We start from the raw sequence: 21073 nt of genomic DNA on the forward strand, positions 1-21073 counted from the left end.
GGCCGGAGGCGCCGACCCTCACCAGTCGATGTCGTCCGGCGGCTCCGGCAGCACCTCGTCCTCCTCGATCGCCGCCGCGCCTGCCGACGCCGCCGCGGCCGTCCCCGACGCCCGCTCGATCGTCCCCTCGTCCGTGTCCGTGCCCGCGTCCGCGGCGCCGCCTCCGGTCAGCACCTCCAGAATCGGCTCCCCGTACTTGGCGAGCTTGCTCTCGCCGACTCCGCTGATCGTGCCCAGCTCGGCGATGCTGGTCGGCCGCGTCACCGCGATCTCCCGCAGCGTCGCGTCATGGAAGATCACATACGCGGGAACGCCCTGCTCCTTGGCCGTACGGCCGCGCCAGCCGCGCAGCGTCTCGAAGACCGGCAGCGCCTCCTCCGGCAGGTCCACCGGCGCCCGCTTGCCCTTGGTCTTCGCCTTGGCCGCCCGCGCCGGCTTCTCCGGCTCCCGCCGCATCGGCACCTCGCGTTGGCCGCGCAGCACCTCACCGCTCGCCTCGGTGAGCACCAGCGTGCCGTAGTCGCCCTCCACGGCCAGCAGCCCCTGGGCGAGCAACTGCCGCACCACGCCCCGCCATTCGGCCTCGCGCAGATCCTCGCCGATGCCGAAGACGCTCAGCGCGTCATGATCGAACTGGATGACCTTGGCGGTCTTCCGCCCGAGCAGGATGTCGATGATCTGGCCCGCCCCGAACTTCTGCCCCCGCTCGCGCTTGAGCCGCACGACCGTCGACAGCAGCTTCTGCGCCGGCACCGTCCCGTCCCAAGTCTCCGGCGGCGTGAGGCACGTATCGCAGTTGCCGCACGGGGTGCTCTCCTGGCCGAAGTACGCCAGCAGCCGCACCCGCCGGCACGCCGCCGTCTCGCACAGCGCCAGCATCGCGTCCAGGTGGGCGGACAGGCGGCGCCGGTGCGCGTCGTCCCCCTCCGACCCGTCGATCATCTTCCGCTGCTGCACCACGTCCTGCAGCCCGTACGCCAGCCAGGCCGTGGACGGCTGGCCGTCCCGCCCCGCGCGCCCGGTCTCCTGGTAGTACCCCTCCACCGACTTCGGCAGATCCAGATGGGCCACGAACCGCACATCGGGCTTGTCGATGCCCATCCCGAACGCGATGGTGGCGACGACGACCAGGCCGTCCTCCCGCAGGAACCGCGCCTGGTTCTCCGCGCGCACCCGGGCGTCCAGCCCCGCGTGGTACGGCACCGCGTCGATCCCGTTGTCCACCAGGAACTGCGCGGTCTTCTCGACCGAGGCCCGGGACAGGCAGTACACGATCCCGGCGTCCCCGGAGTGCTCCCCGCGGAGCAGGTCCAGCAGCTGCCGCTTGGGCTCGCTCTTGGCCGCGATCCGGTACTGGATGTTGGGCCGGTCGAAGCTGGCCACGAAGTGCCGGGCCTCGTCCAGCCGCAGTCGGGAGGTGATCTCGGTGTGCGTGGCCTGCGTCGCCGTCGCGGTCAGCGCGAGCCGCGGCACGTCCGGCCAGCGGTCGTGCAGCATCGACAGCGCCAGGTAGTCCGGCCGGAAGTCGTGGCCCCACTGCGCCACACAGTGTGCCTCGTCGATGGCGAACAGCGAGATCTTCCCGCGGTCCAGCAGCTGCACCGTCTGCTCGACCCGCAGCCGCTCCGGCGCCAGATACAGCAGATCCAGCTCCCCGGCCAGGAACTCGGCCTCGACCAGCCGCCGCTCCTCGAAATCCTGCGTCGAATTGAGGAACCCGGCCCGCACTCCCAGCGCCCGCAGCGCATCGACCTGGTCCTGCATCAACGCGATCAGCGGCGAGATCACCACCCCGACGCCCGGCCGCACCAGCGACGGGATCTGGTAGCACAGCGACTTCCCGCCGCCGGTGGGCATCAGGACGACCGCGTCCCCGCCCCCGATCACATGCTCGATGATCTCCTGCTGATCCCCGCGGAACGCGTCGTACCCGAACACCCGGCGCAGCACCTGCACCGCCTCGCCCGCTTCCCGGGCACCTTCCGCCGCTACGTCCACGTCCACGATCACTCCCACGTCAGCCGAACCACCCCGAAAGCCTACGAGCTCCACCCCACCCCTCGCAGACCCTGTGGATAACTCCACCCCCGCCGGTCGTCGCCGCCGTCGACATCGCGGGGGGAGAGAGGGAGGGGGACGAGGAGGGGAGTCAGCCGAGCCGGGGCACGATACGCAGCGCGCGGTAGTCGTACCCGTCCTGCTGGAAGCCGGGGGCTTCCCATTCGAGCTCGACCCGCTGCCCGGCCGACAGCGTGCGGAACCCGCTCATCTCGATGTCCGAGAAGTGCCCGAAGCACCCACCCGGAGTCTCAGCGGAGTCGAGCACCCCCCACCCCTCCTCCTCGTACCACTCACGCACAGTCGCAGCCACCATGGCCAGGACCCTAGAACTCCGCCCCCCGGCCGCACAGTTCCTTTCAACCAACGCCCCTGAACACCAAAAGGCCACCCAGGAACCGTCCTGGATGGCCTCTTCACCGGTGCCCCCGGCAGGATTCGAACCTGCGACACCCGCTTTAGGAGTGGGATCGAATCCGTGATCGAGGGTGTTCGCTCGTGCCGGGTGGCGCTGTTCTCGCAGGTCAACGTCGTCCGGCCGGATGCTGGGTCCGGCTTTCGGCGCCTCATGTTCCGCCATCCGCTCACGCATCGCTCACGCATGACGGGCGGCTGGCCAGGTATGTGGCGCGCCGTGTCCTATGCGTGGGCGTCACAGGTGTGGCAGCGGCGGGTGGCCACTCGGCTGGTGTCGGGCGGAGCTATCGGGGCGGGCAGGCGCATCCCGCCCCGATCACGGGTCGCAGCGTTGGCCGGTCGAGGTTGTCGTCCTTCCCGAGCCGAATGTCCGGCTTGCCGTCTGCGTCCTGTGGCATGAGGACCGTTGATGTTCGACCACCAGGGCATTCACCCTTCGCCCTGGTCTGGCGATTGACCTACGTGTCCCTGCTGTGGAGCAAGGTGTCGGGCGGGTGGTGGACGGTGCTGAACGAGGCCGTAAGCGACTGGTTGAGCAGTCAGGGTGTTCGTGCTGGTGGCCGGCGTTGGCGCTGAGCGCTTGCACCAGGGTGTCTGCGGGGGTTTGCACGTCATCCGATGACGTGTCATCCGCGGCAGGGAGTGCGGACGGTTCCCAGATGGCATCTGCTGCGTACGGGATGGCCGCATCGGTGAGCCGGTCGAGACGGAGGTCCCGTGCGAGGAGCGGATACCATGAGACGATGATCAACTCTCTGACCACGCCGTTCGGTCGTTTCGAGGCAGCCTGGCGAGCCGTTGAGCGTCCGGAGCTACTGGCAGCGTCCACAGCCGCGACCCTGCGGGAATGGCAGGGAGCCGAGCCGGTGGAGTCGGTGTTGGTTGTCGACACCGATCCGGAGAAGGCTGATACGTCCGTCTTCTGTGAGACCTATGACGTACCGCTGGATGCCTCCGCGAACTGTGTGATCGTCAGTGCCAAGCGTGGCGAGGAGGTGACCTTCGCCGCATGTGTTGCGCTGGCGACCACCAGGGTCGACGTCAACAAGACGGTGCGCAAGCACCTCGGTGCCCGTAAGGCCAGCTTCGCGTCTATGGACATCGCCGTCACGGAGACCGGGATGGAGTACGGCGGCATCTCCCCGCTCGGTCTGCCGGCGCACTGGCCCGTGCTGGTCGACGAGGCGGTCGCGGGTAGTCCGTACGTGCTCATCGGCAGTGGTCGGCGCCGAGGCAAGGTGATCCTTCCTGGCCGGTTCCTGGCCCAGCTCCCCCAGGCTGAAGTCCTCGCCCAACTGGCCGGCTGAACCTGCCCTTCAGCGCCGGGCTTCACCGGTGCCGTCGAGGAGCCCGCGGCGGCACCGGTGCGCACCGCACACCGGGCTCCCCAGATCTTGGAGGCTCGCTGCTATGCCCCAGCTCACCTACGGCGATGTGAAGTCCGCGGCCACCCGTATCGCCGGGCAGGTCCGTCCGGTGTCGCTCGCCCCCGCCGATCCGGACGCTTCCGGTGGCCAGGTGTGGTTCGCCTGTGAGTTCATGCAGCACACGGGCACTTTCAAGGCCCGTGGCGCGGCGAACTTCACGACCGCGCACAGGGAGACGGGAACGATGCCGGAGGCCGGTGTTGTTATCGCCTCGGGAGGCAACGCAGGGATGGCCTGCGCCTGGGCCGCAGCCCGGCACGGCATCCCGGCCGCCGTCTTCCTGCCCGAGACCTCACCCGCGGTGAAGGTGGCCGGACTTCGGGCGCTCGGCGCTCAGGTACATCAGGTTGGGACGGAGTACACCGCGGCCTTCGAAGCGTCCCGCAGCTACGCGGCGACGACTGGCGCCCTGGAGTCGCATGCGTACGATCACCCCCTGATCGCGGCGGGGGCGGGCACCCTCCTCGACGAAGTCCGCACCACCCTGCCCGGCCTCGACACCGTCATCGTGGCGGCCGGTGGTGGCGGGCTGTTCGCCGGTACCGCCGCAGTCGCCGACCACTACGGCATACGGACCGTAGCCGTCGAGCCGGAGCACTCCCGCGCGCTGAATGCGGCGCTCCTGGCGGGAGCCCCGGTCCCGGTGTCCGTACGATCCATCGCCGCTGACGCCCTGGGCGCCCGTGTCATCTCGCCGGCCGCCCTGTACTGGGCGCAGCGCCCCGAGACCCGTTCGGTCCTCGTCCCCGACGACGCGATTGCCGCGGCACGGCAGCGACTGTGGGACGAGTACCGGATCGCAGTGGAACCGGCCGGTGCTACTGCTTTCGCGGCACTGCTGTCCCGTGCCTACGTCCCCGCACCCGGAGAAAAGGTGTGTGTGGTGCTGTGCGGTGCGAATACCGATCCGGGCGATCTCGTGCACCGGTAGGCCAATGGGCCGACGGCTCATGCGGCTGCACGTCAGCGCCTGCCCGTCATCCGTCCTGTCGGGGCTCGGGCTTGCGGAAGGTCGCGTACACCACGGGGGTGGTGTACGCGATCGTGCCGTGCTCACGGGCCGCATCGAGCCAGGCGTCGAGGTAGCGCTGCGCCCCTCGGGTGCCAAGAGCGGCGGTTGCATGTTCCAGAAGCGTGAGTGCCCCGCTGTCCCGAAGCCGTAGGTGCGCCTCGACCTCGGCTACGCCGTGCAGTTGCCGGACCGTGTCCTCGAACGCCGAACTCTCGGTCAGCAGACCGGCCGACTCGGCCGCGGCCGACAGCCGTTCGGCTGCGAAGACCTCGGCCGCACCCGCCCTGGCCCGTGCCCCCAGCGCGGCCAGCTCACGCGGAGCCAGCCCGTGCAGTCGGACGTGGTAGCGGCGGCGCGCATGGACCGGTTGGCAGGCGGACAGTCTGCCACCGGGCCGCAGTACCCGTGCCCCTTCCCTCAACACGCCCTGGAGGTCCGTCAGGTAAGTGGCTGGGGACCGTGAGATCACCACGTCCGCGGCGCCGTCCTCCAGGGGCACCTCGACGGACTCGCTGACCGCGCGCAGGGCCGCCACCGGCAGTGTCGCGAGGGGCTGGGCAGGCACGTCCACGGTGACCACCCGCCCCGTCGGTCCTGCTCGGCGGACCGCCTCCGCGGCGAGCTGTCGGTCATCGGCCCCGAGAGTGGCCACCGTGTCGCCGGGGCGGATACGGGCACCGGCAAGGACGAGGACCTGGTTCCGGGTCTCCGCCATCCTCGCGACCCGGTCGCGGTATTCGGCCACGGCGGGACCAGCAGCCTGTGCCCGGGACCGGGAGAGCGGCGTATTCCCGGAACGATGGAAGGTGTCACCGTGCCTGGTCATGGTGCTGAGACTCCCCGAGGTGTCGACGGGCAGGGGGTATGGGCTGCGTTGAGAAGGGAGTTCCCTGTGGATAGCGGGTTCAGGAGAAGAGCGCGGCCCACTGGAGAACCCCCAAGGAGAGAATGACCACGGCGGTGGCGCCTTCTACCGCTACCCGGACCTTGGGGCGGGTGAGCAGGGGGCCCAGCCGGTGCGCGGTCACTGCCACCATCGGGAACCAGAGCAGACCACAAGCGATGACAACGGTGCCGAGCAGCAACGTGTAGGAAACGTGGGATGCTCCGGACGGAATGAATTGCGGCATGATGCTGAGGAACAGCACCGGCGCCTTGGGATTGAGCGCGTTGACGAGGAATCCGCTCCGAAAGGCGGCTACTGTCCGTCCCTTGCCGAGTGTGTTGGGCTCCTCGGATCCAACTTCCCCTTGGGCTGCGGATTCTCGGGATCGGCGGAAGGTACGGATGACACTCACGAGGCCGCGTATCCCGAGGTAGACCAGGAAGCCACCGCTCACCGCGTACAACAGCAGCACGGCCAGGTCGTACGTCAGGATCGCGGTGAGGCCGACGACGGCGAGCAGGGTGTGCAGCAGCATCCCGTTGACGACCCCGAGGGCAGTCGCTACCCCCTGCCGGCGCGCAACCAGGGAGTTCTTCAGTACTAGGGCGAAGTCAACACCGGGAGCCATGACCAGGAGCGCGGCGACTCCCAGGAAACTGAGCAGCGAATTCTGCACGCGTGTGCCTTCTCGATTGCGTCGGATACGTTGATTGCGCCGGCGAGCCGTTCACGGGCCGGGAGCTGCCGCCGCACCGGGAGAGAGGTGCGGCGGCAGCTCCCGGCGTGCCAGCGGGGGTCAGGACCAGACGATCAACTTGCCGCTGCCGGTGATGCCGACGAAGAACGACAGGGTGACCCGGCGTCCCTCAGCCGTGTTCGGCCGCACGATGTGGTAGTTGCGCGGGTCGAAGAACATCGCGTCGCCCACGGCCGCACGTACTGTGAGGGCCGGTTCGTCGGCGGCGATGTGTTCGGCGTAGCCGTAGCTGTCCCGGTTCTCCGGCAGTTCGTCGGTGGGCTTCCAGCGCCGGCGGTAGATCGTCGTGTCGCCGCCCGACTCGGGCATGGCGAGGTGGACGTTGAAGGCCAGCTGGCAGATCGGGGGCTCGTCAACCGCACCAGGGATCTCACGGACGATCTCGTCGAAGTGCATCCGTACGCCCTTGATGGACTCGCGGATCATACCGGCGAACATCGCACGCCCCTCGGAGGTGGCGTTGGCGATCGGACCGCCCCACGCCTTGCCGATCTTCTCGGTGGCGGCATCCAGCGGATCGCCGCCGAAGAGCAGGGTGGCGCGGGACTTGTTCGACTGCTCGGTGTGCTCCCAGTACGCGTCCGGGAGCTGCTTGTCCGCGTAGCGGGTGTAGTAGTCGTACGTGGCCGGGCCCAGCTTGGGAACCCGCGGCTGCACGAGCTGCTCGTCATAGCTGCCCATTTCGCAGTCTTCGAGCGACCGCATGATCTCAGCGCACTGCTCCGGTGTGAAGAAGTCCCGGACCCGCATGGCGCCCAGAGTCCCTGCCGCGAGAAGTTCGAGGTTCTTGCGCTCCAGGGTGTCGACCTCGATCGCCTGGAAGAGGGAGTAGACGGGGGTGCCGTAGGAGGCGATGTTCTTTTCCTGGATATCTGCCGTGATGGTCACGGAGTTTCCTTTCTAGAAATTTTCGTGCGCGACGAAGTGGCGTCACTGAATCAAGGGAATAGGGGAGGTGAAAAGGTGCGCGTAAGGGCTTTCTACGGCTTCCCGAAGGCCGGGAGGACGGAGCCCTGATACTTGCGCTCGATGAATCTCTTGACTTCATCGGAGTTCAGAAGCTTGGCCAGCTTTTGTACGCGTGGATCGCTCTCGTGGCCAGCTTTGACGGCGATGAAGTTGGTGTACGGATTGTTCTTGGGAGACTCCAGCACGAGCGCGTCCTTGGACGGCTTGAGCCCGGCCTGGAAGGCGTAGTTACCGTTGAGCATGACGCCTTCGACGTCGTCCATCGCCCGGGATACTCCCGCCGCCTCCAACTCCTTGAATCGGAGATTCTTAGGGTTCTTGACGATGTCGTTCGGGGTGGCGGAAGTTCCGGCACCGTTCCGAAGCTTGATAATTCCCTTGGATTCCAGAAGTTGCAGGGCCCGGGCCTCGTTGACCGTGTCGTTGGGGAGGCCGATGGTGTCCCCAGTGGTCAGCTCGTCCACCGATTTGATCTTCTTCGAGTAAAGGCCGAAGGGTTCAAGCTGGACGTTGACGACCGGCACCACATGGGTGCCCCTCTCCTTGTTGAAGTCGTCAAGGTAGGGCTTGTTCTGGAAGTAATTGACGTCGACCGAACCTTCATCGGTCGCCAGGTTGGGCGTCGCGAAGTCGGTGAACTCACGCACCTCCAGTTTCAGTCCTACGCGGTCCGCCAGGTGTTCTTTGACGTAATTGATGATCTCCGCGTGCGGCACCGGGCTGGCGGCGATGACCAGCGCGTCCTTGTCCCCGATCGACAGCCCGCAGGAGGCCAGACCGGGCACCAGCACAGCGGCGGCGACCAAGGAAAGGCCCTTGGCGAGTCCCGCGGGAAGGCCCTTGGAGCGGCCCGTACGGGCAGACTCACAGCGCATGGTTCGTCCCCTTGGTGCCCGCCGCGGCGCTGCGACGCGTCTTCAGCAGTCGCAGCCGTACGGCCGACGCGGCGGCGCGGCCCCGTCGCTGGAGGCTGCGGACAATCAGATCGCCGATCAGCTGGACGATCGTGACCAGCACGATCAGCATGACGATGGTGATCACCATGACGTCGGTCTCGTAGCGGTAGAAGCCGTACCGGACCGCCAGGTCGCCGATGCCGCCTGCCCCGAGCACACCAGCCATCGCCGAGTAGCCGATGAGCGTGACGACTGTGGTGGTGATCCCGGCCACCAGAGAGGGGAACGACTCCGGCAGTACCTTGCGGATCACGGTCCAGGTGCTGCCTCCCATGGCTTGCACCGCTTCCACCAGACCGTTGTCGATTTCCCGTACCGATGTCTCCACCAGCCGGGCGAAGAAGGGGATGGCACCTATCGCGAGTGGCACGATCGCCGCGTCCGCGCCGATCGTGGCGCCGGTCACCCACTTGGTGAACGGGATCAGCGCCACCATCAGAACAATGAACGGCAGGGCGCGAGCGGCGTTCACGACCGCGCCGAGGACTTTGTTCACTGCCGCGTTCTGCAGCAGTCCGCCTCGTTCGGTCAACACCAGCAGGACGCCGAGCGGCAGGCCGGCCAGGACGGCGATCAGCGACGACCAGAAGACCATATAGAGGGTCTCCACAAGCCCGCGGAACAGCAGAGGCTGCATATGGCTCCAGTTCACTTTGCACCCTCCATGGCCGGTACGTCCTTGTTGTCATGCGCGGCCACGGCATCGCCGGTCATCAGTCGGATCTCCTCCACCCGTATTCCCCGCTCGCGCAGGAAGTCGATTGACGCCGAGTTATCCGCCGGTTGCTTGGGCAACGCGATCCGCATCCGCCCTCGCTGGCGTCCGCCACCGCTCTCCAACGACGCCCCGAGGACCTCCACTTCGACGTTGTGCATACGGGAGAGCTGAGAGACCACGGACTGGTTTTCCAACCCCTGGTGGAACGTCACATCGAGAACGGTCCGGTCCATGGCGGCTACCTCGCCCGCAACCGGGTACAACTCCTTCGCCAACTCTGATCCTGGCGCCGCAAGAAGCTCGGGAACGGTGCCGGATTCGACGACCCGGCCCCCTTTCATCACCGCGGCCGAATCACAGATCGTCTTGACGACGTCCATCTCGTGCGTGATCAGCAAAATGGTGAGCCCGAGCTGTTGGTTGAGGTCACGCAGCAGCTGGAGAATCGATCGCGTGGTTTCCGGGTCGAGAGCAGAGGTTGCCTCGTCCGAAAGAAGAACTTTCGGGTCGGCGGCCAGTGCGCGGGCAATTCCGACACGCTGCTTCTGTCCACCCGACAACTGCGCCGGGTAGCTCTTCGCCTTGTCCGCCAGACCGACCAGATCCAGCAGTTCAACTGCCTTCCTTGCGCGCTCCCTTGACGGGAGTCCGAGCATTTCCAACGGCAGCTCTACGTTTTCCTGAACGGTCCGCGAAGACAGCAGATTGAAATGCTGAAAGACCATACCGATGCGGCTACGAGCCCTGCGGAGCGCCGAGTTCGCCCGGCCCGAGCGGCCGGCCAGCGTGGTCAGTTCCTCGCCTGCCACGGTGATGGTCCCCGAAGTCGGCCGCTCCAGCATGTTGACACAACGGATCAGGGTGCTCTTGCCTGCGCCACTCTGCCCAAGGATGCCGTATACCTCGCCCTCGCGGACATGCATATCCACGCCGTCGAGGGCGGTTACCTCGCGGCCGCGCAAGCGGTAGACCTTGGTCAGGTCTTTTGCAGTGATCAAGGGATTTCATTTCCTTTTGCGGGGGCGGCAGACAGCGGCATGAGCCGCGGGTGCCTCTCATGAGACGAATGCGGAGGCGGACATCACTGGCCTCATCCCATATCCAGCGGGAATGTGCTGATACATGACGGATTCCTCGAACGAGGAGACGCACGTCACGCGGAAGCCCTTTCGTGCGTAATGCGTGACACGAACTTCCTGCAGCGCGTCGGGAACCAGCCTGACGAAGAGGTCGTCCAGGGGTACGGAAATCGCAGTAACGGCTCGGTTATGGCACATCGACCACGAGGCGAGTGTGAGCAGTCAGCGCAAGCAGTGCGCTGCCCTCGGCGACGAGGGTGATCAAGCGATCAAGCCGCTTGCCGTCCTGCTTGCGGCACCGCCGCAGAAGCCATGGAAGGCGAACTTGCGTGCCTTCTCCCCCGTTGTCCGTGCACTCCGCCGGAAATCAGCAATTTAACGCTTTGAGTACTGACGGCGGCGTACGGGATTTGGCTTACTCTCCTACGCGTACGAGCCACGCCCCTGCAGCATCTCGGCAACGGCGTCGTTCCGGAACTGCACCTCGGACCGGCCACCCGAACCCAGATGCGGCTCGGGGCGAACGGATGCCACGCCGACCGCGGCGGGGTGCTCTCCGGTCATACGGCGATACGAAGCGACGACGTTCACGTTGGTTCATTTCGTGTAGCGATAGGACGCCATTCACAGGGTTAGGGCCCCGAGATGGCTCGTTGCGGAGGAGCTTTTCAAGGCCAATGCCCGGACGCAAGGATTCCCGCCGACTTCGTCAGGTCTCAGCTGGGACTCCGTGAAGAAGGCACGAGGCCAGGACGGGCAAGGCAGGATCGCACTGTGGGCCGGGGTATCGCGACGGATGCGTTGGGAAGTATTCGGTTCCGGCAAGGCAACGCGCGCTCCGGAACCCATCGCGGGGCGGTGGTCCAGCAACCCGATGGTCTTGCGGTCGACGCGGAACTCGGTGCTCATGAACTCACGCCGGATCTGAGGGAAGTAGCCGGACTTCCGCCGTGGTCGCCTCGCGGTACGGCTCGCTGAGGTGGGGGTGAACCAGCTCCGGCTCCGTGCTCCGCGGTGCTGCCGCGCTCCTTTCCGGGCGTGGTTGTGTGATCGGTGCACCTCGTCCTGGCGGTGGGCAACGGCCACCGTTGAAGGGTCAGTCGCCAGGCGGCCGAACCGCGGACGGAGTGTTGTGAACCAAGCAGTTGCGCTGAGTCTGAGGGATTCTCTTGGGCAGCATGTGGAGCCCGCCCGTGCCGAAGAGAACGGAGAGGGCGGGAGCGGGTGTGCGGATCTGCGGGCAGCGCTGTTCTCCGTCCTGCGCCGTAGCGATCAGCGCAAGAAGGCGGATCAGTACCTGAGCGGGCTGCTGACGACCCAGGGGCGTAAGTCGATACGGAATATCGCCACGCTGCAGGGCGGGACCGCCGCTGAGCAGAGCCTGCACCACTTCATCTCCCGTTCCACGTGGGACTGGCAGCCGATGCGGGCCGCGCTGGCGAGTTTCATGGAGTGCGTGGCGACCCAACAGGCATGGGTGGTGCAGTCGTTGCCGATTGCCAAGTCGGGGACGCAATCGGTAGGTGTGGGGCGGCAGCTCATTGTCGACCGCGGACAGATGATGAATGGCCAGTTGGCACATGGCGCTTGGTTTGCTTCGGAGGAGCTCAGTGTTCCGGTCGGCTGGCGCTTGTTCCTGCCGCCGAGTTGGCTCGACGACCAGGTACAGCGATCGCGGGCGGAGATACCCCGGGGCGTAGGTGAGGCGACGCCGTGGGAGTGTGCCATTGCCACGGGCCTTGAGGCCGTGCAGGCGTGGGGGCTGTCGGCCAAGCCGGTGGTTCTGGACGTCGAGGTGAGTGATCCCGGTGTGGCTGCCCGATCGTTCGCGAAGGCTGGGGTTCCGCTGCTCATGCGGATCGATGACCGGACGCGGCTGGTGCCGGCCGATTCGGCGCGGTCCGGATCCGGCCTGGGTTCGCTCACGGCACGGCGGATCCTTGAGTCGGTCAAGGGGCAGGCCCGCCCAGTGGTGTGGACGCATCCGGTCGTGCCCGGCGTATGCCGGACCACGCTCGCCGTAGCGGTCCCCGTACGGCTCGCCCGGTCGGGGGCAGGCCCCCAGCCGACCTGGCTCGCCCGGAGGAGCGTGCTGCTGGGCGAATGGCACGACGATCTGCGGCGCGGGCCGGCGCGGATCTGGCTGGCCGATCTGCCGGACACGTGGCCCAGCTCGCCAGGACGCCTGGCCGGCTCCTTGTTGAGGCTGGTCAAGCTTGCCGAGAAGGTGGGCCGCGATGTGGAGCGGGTGGGCGACCGGTTGGGACTAAGGGACTTCGAGGGTCGGTCCTTCCCCGGCTGGCATCGGCATATGACGCTCGCCTCCGCGGCCCATGCGGAGGTGGTGCTGCACTCCGGGCCAGGAGAGTCGTGGAGTTCCGACCGGTCCAGCCACAAAGCATTCTATGAGCGGGAGTTGGGGGACCCGCTCGTGCTGCCAGGGCTATCCGCCTGACGGGCGGCTGAACGATGGTCCCGGAGTGTGCGACGGGTGTGGTTCAGCCGAAGGGCCAGCTGGATCTCCAGCGCGCGGTCGGGCTTTTGCCAGTTGGGGCCCAGGAGTTCGGTGATCCGATCCAACCGGCGGGAGACCGTGTTGGGGTGGACGTGCAGGGACCGGGCCGCGTGCCGGGGGCTGCCACTCGCTGCGAAATAGGCGTCCAGGGTGTGCGCGAGGTCGGTGAAGCGCTGGGTGTCGTAGTCGAGTACGGCACCGATGACGGAGTGGATGTAGTCCTCGACGTCGAAGGTGTCGGAGAGGAGGACGCCGAGAAAGCCCATCTGCTGGGGGGTGGCGAAGCAGCCGGTGCTGCCGAGGTCCGTGAGGGCTTGGAGACAGTACTGGGCTTCGCGGTGTATCTGGCGGACGGTGTCGAGGCCGGATGTGGGGCCGGCCGCGCCGACTGTGACGGGGTGGCCGAGGAGCGATGAGAGTTCGTCGTAGATGGCCCTGGCAGCAGCGTTCGCATCGTCCCCCGGGAGCAGCAGGGTGATGCAGCCGTCATGGACACTCTTGAGGCCCTGCTTGCGGTGTGCGTATGAAGAGGCCCAGACGACCGCCCGGCCTCGGGAGCCGCCTTCCGGGCGGGTCACCACGACGACATGGGAGTCGTCGAGGTTGATGCTCAGCCGGCGGGCCCGCTCTTCGACCTGCCGCCACGGTCGGCGCGGTCCGGCCAGCAGCTCGTCGAGAAACTCGTCGCGCACCTGCCCGGCGGCGAGCGCCGTACTGCGCTCCAGCAGGAGGGCGAGCGCCATGGCCTGGGTGACAAGAGAGAGCAGCCGGACATCGGAGGGGGCGGCCGGCGGCTCCTCGGGGGCCAGCAACATAGTGCCGAGGTTCTCCCCACCGGCGGCGACCGGGGCGATCCAAGCGCCGTCGCTCAGCGGGACCGGCTCACCGCCGGCGTGTGCGTCCAGCCGGCACTTGGCCAGCTCCACCTCGTCGCAGCGGGGCGGTTCGCCGATGGCAGCCAGCAGTCGGCCGCCGGGGTCACGTACAGCCACCGTGCCGCGCATCGCCACGGCCGCCTCCTCGGCGATGGCATGCAGGTCGCGGCCGTCCAGGACGAGGCCGATCAGCCGACTATGGACGGCTTCGAGCTGCTGCTCCGTGGTGAGCACGGTCCTGGCCTGTGAGGTATCACGCTCCAGCTCCCGGACCTCGGTCCGGGCCTTCGCCAGCTCCGCGGTCTGTTCGATGGCGACGGCTGCGAGATCAGCCAGTGAGCACATCAGGCTGATCTCGTCCGGACGGAAGTGCCGCACCTCGCGGTCGGCGCCGTAGAGCGTGCCCATTACGCTGCCGCAGCACTGCAGCGGGACCGCCATGATGGCGCGGATACCCTCCGCCTCGACCACATCGTCGATCTCTTCGGAATGCTGAATGTGCTCGTCGACCAGGTAGTCGGGGGTCCAGAACGGAGCGCGTTCGGCCAGGACCGCGGTGCCGAGACCTGCACTGCGGCGTACCGTGAGCCCGACGTTGAGGGCGGTGGTATCGCCTTCCGAAGCACGGATGGTCATCGTGCCGTCGTTCGCGTCGTGAAGGCCGATGTACGCCATGTCGACGTGCAGCAGCCGCTGGGCCCGCCGGGCCACCTCCTTGAGCAGGTCGCCCTGGTCGCGCGAGTGGGTCAGCTGGCGGGCGTTGTCCACCAGCGCGGTAAGCCCGGCCTCCCGTTGTTGAGCTCGACCGAAGAGGTCATGGATGTCCAGGCCGAGACGGACTGCCCGGTCGAGCTTTTCCATGTCCTTTACGGAGGTGCCGTTCCGGCGGGCGCGCTGGAGAAGTTCCTCAAAGCGCCGCGGAGGCTCCCGGCGGGCCAGAAGTTCGAGCACTGCCAGGGCATCAGGACGGTTCTGTTGCGTGGTCGCCGTCACGATGACTCCCTCATGTCAAAGGCATAGCCCCCAGATCAACTTCGAATCGTTGGCCCAGGCTACTAGAAATGGCTGATTTTGCGGATTTCGACCCCATCGCACGGCAGTGGACCGAGGCGCTGCGGCAGAGGGGTGGCGCAGAGATGGTGGCCGGAGCACCGGATCGCGTGAGGGAAGTGTGACGCGATCACCTTTGCCAATCCATTACCTCGCGTCATGATCAGCACAGGGGGTGTCGAGGCGGCGCCCGGCTACCGATGTGATGCACGTGGACACGGGTCCTGATGCCACCGGAAAACAGGGGACCTGATGTCAGAAGTCCGGAGCTACCAGAACTCACTCCAGCGCAGCTGGGACTCCCTCACCCGGGAGGACCGCCCGAACGTCTTCACCATGAACGGCCGCGAATGGGACCTGCTGGACCAGGTCTTCGACCCGACGCACACCGCGTCGACCGCCGTCGCCATGGCCCTGCTGGGTCTGTCCGGGTCCCCGTCGTGGCCGTGGGCAGGCTCGCTGCTGGAGATCGGGTGCGGCACCGGCGCCATCGCGGTCAGCGCTGCGCTGTCCGGCTGCGAGCGCGTCATCGCCTCGGACATCAACCCCCACGCGGTACGGAACGCGGCGCTCAATGCGGCCCGGCACGGCGTAGCCGATCGCGTCCGTGCCGTCCACAGCGACCTCTTCGCCGGCCTCCCGGCGGATGAGCGCGTGGACACCGTCTACTGGCACTCCAACTTCGTGCTCGCCCCGCCGGACTACCGCTACCGCTCGGTCCACGAACGGGCCTACGTCGACCCCGGGTACACGGCCCACCGCCGGTACCTGGCACAGGCACCGGACCGTCTCGCCCCTGGCGGCCGGGCCCTTCTGCACTTCTCCAGCCGAGGCGACCTCACCGCACTGCGGCGCATCGCAAGGGAGACCGGGCGGGAGCTGAGGCTACTGCGCAGCGTGACCGTGCCCGACGCCGGCGACATGGTCGAGCACATGCTGTGGGAGGTGGCTGGCGACCGGACGGCCGACGGCACCGGACGGCTCGCCGCGGAGCAGCCGTGCGCACTCTGATCGTCGACAACTACGACTCCTTCACGTACAACCTCTTCCACTCCCTCGCCAGGGTGAATGGGGAGGATCCGGTGGTGGTCCGCAACGACGACCCCTCCTGGCGGCTCGGCCGACTCGCTGAGTTCGACAACGTGGTGCTCTCACCCGGTCCGGGAAGCCCTGCCCACGCCGCCGACTTCGGCATCTGCCGGGAGCTGGTGGATCGCTGCGACCTGCCCTTGCTCGGAGTCTGCCTCGGCTACCAGGGCATCGCGCTCCAGCACGGCGCCACCGTGGGGCGCGCCCCGGAACCCCGGCACGGCCGTACCTCACCAGTGCTGCACGACGGGACCGGCCTGTTCGAGGGGCTGCCGCAGCCGTTCGAGGCGGTGCGTTACCACTCGCTTGCGGTCAGCGCACTGCCGGAGGAGCTGGTGGCGACAGCCTGGACGCCGGACGGGATACTCATGGGTCTGCGCCACCGCGACCGTCCCCTGTGGGGCGTGCAGTTCCATCCCGAATCGGTGGCCACCCAATACGGGCAGGAACTGCTGGCGAACTTCCGGGACCTGAGCCTGACGCGAGGAGCGCGGCGGGACCGGCCGGTACCAGTGAGCCCAAGTGCCGCCATGTTCACCGGTCTTTCCGCGCCCGCGCCGCCCGGACCCGCCCGGCGGCTGCGGGTGCTGGTCGAGGATCTGCCCACTCGCTGGGACGAGGAGGCTGCCTTCGACGCGCTGTTCCGCGGCAGCGAGCACACCTTCTGGCTGGATAGCAGCCGTCGCGACCCATCGCTGGGGCGCTTCTCGTTCATGGGGGACGCGGCGGGGCCGCTCGCCCGGGTGGCCACGGCCGATGTGCACGACCGTACGGTGACCGTACGGTCCGCCGCCGGTACGCAGGTCGTGACCGGTGAGTTCCTGGAGTGGCTGGACGTGGATCTGCGCGGGGTCCGTACCGAACTCCCCGACCTGCCCTTCGAATTCGCACTGGGGTGGGTCGGCTACCTCGGCTATGAGTTGAAGGCCGAATGCGGCGGGGCTCGTGCGCACCGCTCCGAGGAACCCGATGCGGCGATGATCTTCACCGACCGTGCTCTGGTCCTCGACCATCTGACGGGGACGACGTACCTGCTCGCGCTGGTGGAGGAGGGTGGCGAGGGCGCCGGGTATTCGGACGAAACCGCGCGCGCCTGGTTTGCCGACGCCGCCGAGGCCCTGGACGCGATCGCCGGGGTCGTGCCGCACCGGCCGAACCTGCCTGCCCCGCTCTCTCCCATCCGACTGCGCCACGACCGCGAGACCTATCTGGACCTGATCGAGCGGTGCCAGCAGGAGATCACGGCGGGCGAGACATATGAGGTCTGTCTGACAAACATGGCCGAGGCGGACGGAGACCTCGATCCCTGGCAGAGCTACCGGTTCCTGCGCCGCACCAGCCCCGCGCCGTTCGGGGCGCTCCTGCGCCTCGGCCAACTATCGGTACTGAGCACCTCTCCTGAGCGGTTTCTCCGCGTTTCCCGGGACGGTACGGCCGAGTCCAAACCGATCAAGGGGACCCGGCCTCGCGGCGCGGGGCCACGGGAGGACGCCGCGCTGGTGGCGGCGCTGCGCACGAGCGAGAAGGACCGCGCCGAGAACCTGATGATCGTCGACCTCGTACGCAACGACCTGGGGCAGTGCGCCGAGGTCGGCTCGGTAGAGGTGACCAGACTCTTCGACGTCGAAAGCTATGCGACTGTCCACCAGCTCGTGAGTACGGTCCGGGCGCGACTGGCGGCCGGCCGGAGCGCCGTGGAGTGCGTTCGCGCCGCTTTCCCCGGGGGCTCGATGACCGGGGCGCCCAAGATCCGCACGATGGAGATCGTCGACCGTCTTGAAGCGGGACCGCGCGGTGTCTACTCCGGCGCCATCGGCTACTTCTCCCTATCCGGTGCGGCCGATCTGAGCATCGTCATCCGCACCGCTGTGGTGACACCGGGACGGGTGCGCTACGGCGTCGGCGGCGCCATTGTCGCGCTCTCCGACCCGACGGCGGAGTACGAGGAGACGGCGGTGAAGGCAGCTCCGCTACTGGCCCTGGCGCAGGGTTCCTTCCCAGGGCGGGCGGAGATCGCCGAGATCGGCAGCGCGCTGTGTGCGGCAACTGCAGCAACGGAATGACGAAGGCTCCGATCGTGATCCGGTCGGAGCCTTCGATTGCCCCGCTGAGCGGTGCGGAGGATGCGAGATTCGAACTCGCGAGGGGTTGCCCCCAACACCTTTTCCACATGTTCGTCTGGGGGGCCGGGAGAGTGCGGGAACGTCCTGACCTGCGGCGGAGCGAGATGCGGGGCGGGTGCTGGACGGGGTGGACGAGACCAGGACTGAGACCGGAGAGTGGTCGGTTCTTGCCCTACCTGCCGGTGTTGGAGTTTATGCAGGTCAGGGCGTTGGTCTCGCTTGGCCTGGGGTGGTCTCGCAGGGGCTCTGGGAGAAGATCATCTCCCAGATTTCTCCCAGGAGGCGTGGACGACTGTCGTTCGTCGTGACTCAGCCCGTCGGAGTGTGGCGTCGCACGAGCGAATTCACTGCACGGTTCACTTCGGCTCAGCCTATTTCCTCGCGGGCGGCCTTGAGATCGTCCACCAGGAACACGTCCTGGGACCACTGCCCAGGCCACGCAGCAAGTACCAGATCCTTCGGCCCTGCCTGTGCCAGCGTGGCCCGCTTCTCGGTTACGCGGGTCGCCTGGGTGACGATCCCCTTCGCATCGATCCGGATGAGGGTCACGGTCTGGCCGCGCCAGGGAAACCCGCCCTCCACCGAGCTGGTGCGGCGGAGGGACGAGGCGTCGAAGTCAGCAAATCTCGGCATGTCTTGCACCCTAGCGTCGGCAGCTGTTTGCCATCGGGGCCTTCGTCTGCTTCAGAGAACCGGCATCGAACCCGCGCTACGAGCTCGGGACGCATAGGGGTGGTTGCCGCAGGTCAGTACTCCAGTCTGGTTTCGCGATCTCGCGGCGGGCCAGGTTGTGGTTATCCCCACCTTGAGGTGGTGGTCTGCCGGATGGGCGCGGCGGCGGCGTGCGGCAATCATGTGGCCTCCGGGTCTTCCGTTCGCCTGGTGGCGGGGCTCAGATACACGGTGGCGGGGTGCGACTGCCGTCTGGCGTTTCCGGAAGGCCAGTTGAAGGTCATGGAGGGGGAACAGTGGGTCGTCCCATGGAGCGCGTTCTCGCGCGTCGTACGCTGCTGGCGGGCGCGGCGGCAGCCGGTGCGGGAATCGTGTGGGGAACTGCGGGGGAGGCCGTCGCCGGCGGGTGGCGACAGCCGGTGGCGCAAGGAGCGGTGGACGCCGAGGTGGCGCGCCTGAAGTGGAGGTTGATCAGGCTGCGGCGCGACATCCACCGGCATCCCGAGGCGCCGGGGCAGGAGTGGCGCACGGCCGGTGTGGTGGCCCGAGAGCTGCGGGCAGCCGGGCTGGCCGTCACCACCGGGATGGGTGGCCACGGCGTGGTCGGTGTCCTGCGGGGCTCGCGTCCGGGCCGGACCGTTGCGTACCGGGCGGATATGGACGCGGTGCCGCCCAAGGACATCGTTGGCGGCGGTCCGGTGGCGGCCCATCTGTGCGGGCACGACGTCCATACCACCGTGGCGCTCGGCATCGCACGGGTCCTGGCGCGGATGCGGAGGCAGTTGGACGGGACAGTGGTGTTCCTCTTCCAGCCTGCCGAGGAGACCCTGAGCGGGGCCCGCGCACTGCTCGAAACGGGCGTGCTGGAGCGCACCGGCGTGGAAGAGATTCACGCGCTGCACTGCGGGCCGTTCCCCGTCGGCCAGTTCGCGCTCACCGCGGGCTACGGGCTGCCGGGCCTGGACAAGGCGGAGGTCGTTCTGCCCCAGCCGGACGCGCCCGACGCTGCGCGACGACTGGCCGCCGAGATCGGCGCACTCTCCACGGTGCCGCTACCACGGACACCAGCGGACATCGAGCGGCTGGTCGCCGACGCCCAGACACCCGACGGGCCACTGGCCCGGTTCGTGGTCGTCCGGGCCCAGGCACCGGAGGCCGGCAAGGTGACCGTGTCCTACCGCTGCTGGCCGCCGGAACGGTACCCGGAGATACGCGCGGACATCCGCCGCCTGGCCGCGTCGTACGCGGGAGCCGAGGTCAGCTTCCCCGCCGAGCCGTTCCCGGCCATGGTCTGCCCGGAACGCGACGCCCGCACACTCGCCGGCCACCTGCGGCGCACACTCGGGCAAGACGCGGTCACCGAGCTCCATGCCGCCTTCCCGCCCTTCAGCGGCGAAGACTTCGCCCTCTACTTGGACCGCGTCCCCGGCACGTTCACCTTCCTCGGCGTCCATTCCCCCGGCGCGCCCATCACCACCAGCTACCCGCACTACCCCGACTTCGATCCGGACGAGCGGGCCATCACCCTCGCCGTACGGGCGATGGCCGGATGGGTCGCGGAGCGGACGCACACGGGCATAGCGTCGTGAACTGATGTCGCGTCATACAGCAAGGAGGCATGGCTCGGCTGGAGGGTCTCGTGGCGACCAGCGTCCGAAAGGGGAACAAAGAGCCCGGCCGGGCATTGGCGGACCATGCAGGCTCCGGAGGGCAACGAGTTCTGCGTGGCGTAGGTCGGGCTGTAACAGCCCGCGGCGGCGCTGTGCTGCTCGCAGCGGCACAGCGCCGGAGCCGGCGCAAAGGGCCCGTGTTCCTGCGACTGGGCCTGGATCCGCATTGGCACCCATCGGCACCGACGGCCAACGTCACCTGCTGATCCGCCGGTAAACTCCCGGCCACGGTGAACTCGCCTTCTACCTGTGCTGGTTGCCCACCACGGTGCCCCTGTCGGAGCTGCGGTAGTGGTGCGCGGGGTGGTGAAACCGAGACGGGGAGACCGGGCCGCGGGGTTCTGGCGGGATGTTGGTTATGAGGGCTGCGGCTTTGGTGAACTCATTGTTCTGTTCCCCAGGTTGTGGGTCATCCGCTCCAGGACGGCGACGGTGATCCGGTATTCCTCGCGGGTGATGCCGGTCGTCGACAGGTCGCGGAAGGCGTGCACGCGCTCGGCGACGTCGCTGAGGCGGGCGCGGCCGTCGTCGGTCAGGGCGAGGCGGCCCGGCTCTGGGCGGGCGATCCAGCCGTCGGCCATGACTGTCTCGATGGCGGTGGTCAGCGTGCCGATGTCCGCGTTGGCGGCAAGGACGGTCAGCACTTCGGTGTCGGTGGTCTGCGGATCCTTCTCGATGACGTTGAGTACCTGCCAGGCGGTCCGGGTGAGGCCGAACTCGGCCAGCATGGCGTTCATGTGGCAGGTGAGGGCCTTGTCGGTGCGGTTGAGCCAGTAACCGATGGGCTTCATGTCGTGCTC

At 67.8% G+C, this 21073-nt stretch carries 17 protein-coding genes and 1 pseudogene; 7 read left to right on the forward strand and 11 right to left on the reverse strand.

Annotation, left to right across the window (positions count from 1 at the left end; all coding sequences use genetic code 11):
• Positions 1 to 18: 18 nt before the first annotated feature.
• Both recQ and SNOUR_RS22940 read right to left on the reverse strand, forming a co-directional pair.
• Positions 19 to 2010 (reverse strand): DNA helicase RecQ, encoded by a 1992-nt coding sequence (gene recQ, locus SNOUR_RS22935; protein WP_376738593.1) that lies wholly within the window; start codon positions 2008 to 2010, stop codon positions 19 to 21.
• Positions 2011 to 2149: 139 nt separating this feature from the next.
• Entirely contained in the window at positions 2150 to 2374 is a 225-nt protein-coding gene (locus SNOUR_RS22940; protein WP_067350210.1) for a cold-shock protein, read from the reverse strand.
• An 844-nt stretch (positions 2375 to 3218) separates the two neighbouring features.
• Between SNOUR_RS22940 and SNOUR_RS22945 the strand changes: the two genes are divergently transcribed.
• The gene (locus SNOUR_RS22945; RefSeq protein ID WP_067350212.1) at positions 3219 to 3782 is read left to right on the forward strand and encodes a YbaK/EbsC family protein; all 564 of its coding nucleotides are present in this window, start codon (positions 3219 to 3221) and stop codon (positions 3780 to 3782) included.
• 103 nt (positions 3783 to 3885) lie between these two features.
• A complete protein-coding gene (locus SNOUR_RS22950) occupies positions 3886 to 4833 on the forward strand; it encodes a serine/threonine dehydratase (protein ID WP_067350215.1) in 948 nt (315 codons plus the stop codon).
• Positions 4834 to 4879: 46 nt separating this feature from the next.
• Here the strand turns inward: SNOUR_RS22950 and SNOUR_RS22955 are convergent, their stop codons facing one another.
• From SNOUR_RS22955 to SNOUR_RS22980, 6 genes are all read right to left on the reverse strand, one after another.
• Positions 4880 to 5740: a methyltransferase domain-containing protein gene (locus SNOUR_RS22955; RefSeq protein WP_079142834.1), complete on the reverse strand. Its 861-nt coding sequence runs from the start codon at positions 5738 to 5740 to the stop codon at positions 4880 to 4882.
• A 79-nt stretch (positions 5741 to 5819) separates the two neighbouring features.
• Entirely contained in the window at positions 5820 to 6476 is a 657-nt protein-coding gene (locus tag SNOUR_RS22960; protein ID WP_079142835.1) for a LysE family translocator, read from the reverse strand.
• A gap of 120 nt (positions 6477 to 6596) precedes the next feature.
• The gene (locus SNOUR_RS22965) at positions 6597 to 7445 is read right to left on the reverse strand and encodes a 2OG-Fe(II)-dependent halogenase WelO5 family protein (RefSeq protein ID WP_067350221.1); all 849 of its coding nucleotides are present in this window, start codon (positions 7443 to 7445) and stop codon (positions 6597 to 6599) included.
• 92 nt (positions 7446 to 7537) lie between these two features.
• Positions 7538 to 8401: a MetQ/NlpA family ABC transporter substrate-binding protein gene (locus tag SNOUR_RS22970; RefSeq protein WP_067350224.1), complete on the reverse strand. Its 864-nt coding sequence runs from the start codon at positions 8399 to 8401 to the stop codon at positions 7538 to 7540.
• On the reverse strand, positions 8391 to 9134 hold the full coding sequence (locus tag SNOUR_RS22975) for a methionine ABC transporter permease (RefSeq protein WP_067350226.1): 744 nt from the start codon (positions 9132 to 9134) through the stop codon (positions 8391 to 8393). The genes SNOUR_RS22970 and SNOUR_RS22975 overlap by 11 nt, the downstream gene beginning before the upstream one ends.
• Complete coding sequence (locus SNOUR_RS22980) at positions 9131 to 10198, reverse strand: methionine ABC transporter ATP-binding protein (RefSeq protein WP_067350229.1); 1068 nt, start codon at positions 10196 to 10198, stop codon at positions 9131 to 9133. Before SNOUR_RS22980 ends, SNOUR_RS22975 begins: the two co-directional genes overlap by 4 nt.
• 1213 nt (positions 10199 to 11411) lie before the next feature.
• Here SNOUR_RS22980 and SNOUR_RS22985 point away from each other — a divergent pair.
• Entirely contained in the window at positions 11412 to 12734 is a 1323-nt protein-coding gene (locus SNOUR_RS22985; protein WP_446677942.1) for an IS701 family transposase, read from the forward strand.
• Here the strand turns inward: SNOUR_RS22985 and SNOUR_RS22990 are convergent.
• Positions 12683 to 14662: a helix-turn-helix domain-containing protein gene (locus SNOUR_RS22990; RefSeq protein ID WP_067350235.1), complete on the reverse strand. Its 1980-nt coding sequence runs from the start codon at positions 14660 to 14662 to the stop codon at positions 12683 to 12685. The two genes, SNOUR_RS22985 and SNOUR_RS22990, sit on opposite strands and share 52 nt — an antisense overlap.
• 309 nt (positions 14663 to 14971) lie before the next feature.
• Between SNOUR_RS22990 and SNOUR_RS22995 the strand changes: the two genes are divergently transcribed.
• On the forward strand, positions 14972 to 15730 hold the full coding sequence (locus SNOUR_RS22995) for a methyltransferase domain-containing protein (RefSeq protein ID WP_067350238.1): 759 nt from the start codon (positions 14972 to 14974) through the stop codon (positions 15728 to 15730).
• The gene (pabB, locus tag SNOUR_RS23000) at positions 15718 to 17871 is read left to right on the forward strand and encodes an aminodeoxychorismate synthase component I (RefSeq protein WP_067350241.1); all 2154 of its coding nucleotides are present in this window, start codon (positions 15718 to 15720) and stop codon (positions 17869 to 17871) included. Before SNOUR_RS22995 ends, pabB begins: the two co-directional genes overlap by 13 nt.
• A gap of 426 nt (positions 17872 to 18297) precedes the next feature.
• Here pabB and SNOUR_RS23005 read toward each other — a convergent pair whose 3' ends face one another.
• Entirely contained in the window at positions 18298 to 18564 is a 267-nt protein-coding gene (locus SNOUR_RS23005; RefSeq protein WP_067358661.1) for a hypothetical protein, read from the reverse strand.
• A gap of 347 nt (positions 18565 to 18911) precedes the next feature.
• Between SNOUR_RS23005 and SNOUR_RS23010 the strand changes: the two genes are divergently transcribed.
• Both SNOUR_RS23010 and SNOUR_RS49580 read left to right on the forward strand, forming a co-directional pair.
• Positions 18912 to 20192 (forward strand): M20 metallopeptidase family protein, encoded by a 1281-nt coding sequence (locus tag SNOUR_RS23010; protein WP_067350244.1) that lies wholly within the window; start codon positions 18912 to 18914, stop codon positions 20190 to 20192.
• A 186-nt stretch (positions 20193 to 20378) separates the two neighbouring features.
• Positions 20379 to 20559, forward strand: a pseudogene (locus SNOUR_RS49580) (IS701 family transposase); the annotation flags it as partial.
• A 70-nt stretch (positions 20560 to 20629) separates the two neighbouring features.
• On the opposite strand, the gene SNOUR_RS23015 reads toward SNOUR_RS49580, so the two are convergent.
• Positions 20630 to 21064 (reverse strand): MarR family winged helix-turn-helix transcriptional regulator, encoded by a 435-nt coding sequence (locus SNOUR_RS23015; protein ID WP_067350246.1) that lies wholly within the window; start codon positions 21062 to 21064, stop codon positions 20630 to 20632.
• Positions 21065 to 21073: the final 9 nt, after the last annotated feature.

This window comes from Streptomyces noursei ATCC 11455 (assembly GCF_001704275.1).
Taxonomy (GTDB): domain Bacteria; phylum Actinomycetota; class Actinomycetes; order Streptomycetales; family Streptomycetaceae; genus Streptomyces; species Streptomyces noursei.

Bases quoted from the DNA above. Each gene is read 5' to 3' on its own strand.
- SNOUR_RS22940 (WP_067350210.1), bottom strand. From the start codon at position 2,374: ATGGTGGCTGCGACTGTGCGTGAGTGGTACGAGGAGGAGGGGTGGGGG.
- SNOUR_RS22945 (WP_067350212.1), top strand. From the start codon at position 3,219: ATGATCAACTCTCTGACCACGCCGTTCGGTCGTTTCGAGGCAGCCTGG.
- SNOUR_RS22950 (WP_067350215.1), top strand. From the start codon at position 3,886: ATGCCCCAGCTCACCTACGGCGATGTGAAGTCCGCGGCCACCCGTATC.
- SNOUR_RS22955 (WP_079142834.1), bottom strand. From the start codon at position 5,740: ATGACCAGGCACGGTGACACCTTCCATCGTTCCGGGAATACGCCGCTC.
- SNOUR_RS22970 (WP_067350224.1), bottom strand. From the start codon at position 8,401: ATGCGCTGTGAGTCTGCCCGTACGGGCCGCTCCAAGGGCCTTCCCGCG.
- SNOUR_RS22995 (WP_067350238.1), top strand. From the start codon at position 14,972: ATGTCAGAAGTCCGGAGCTACCAGAACTCACTCCAGCGCAGCTGGGAC.
- SNOUR_RS23005 (WP_067358661.1), bottom strand. From the start codon at position 18,564: ATGCCGAGATTTGCTGACTTCGACGCCTCGTCCCTCCGCCGCACCAGC.
- SNOUR_RS23010 (WP_067350244.1), top strand. From the start codon at position 18,912: ATGGAGCGCGTTCTCGCGCGTCGTACGCTGCTGGCGGGCGCGGCGGCA.
- SNOUR_RS23015 (WP_067350246.1), bottom strand. From the start codon at position 21,064: ATGAAGCCCATCGGTTACTGGCTCAACCGCACCGACAAGGCCCTCACC.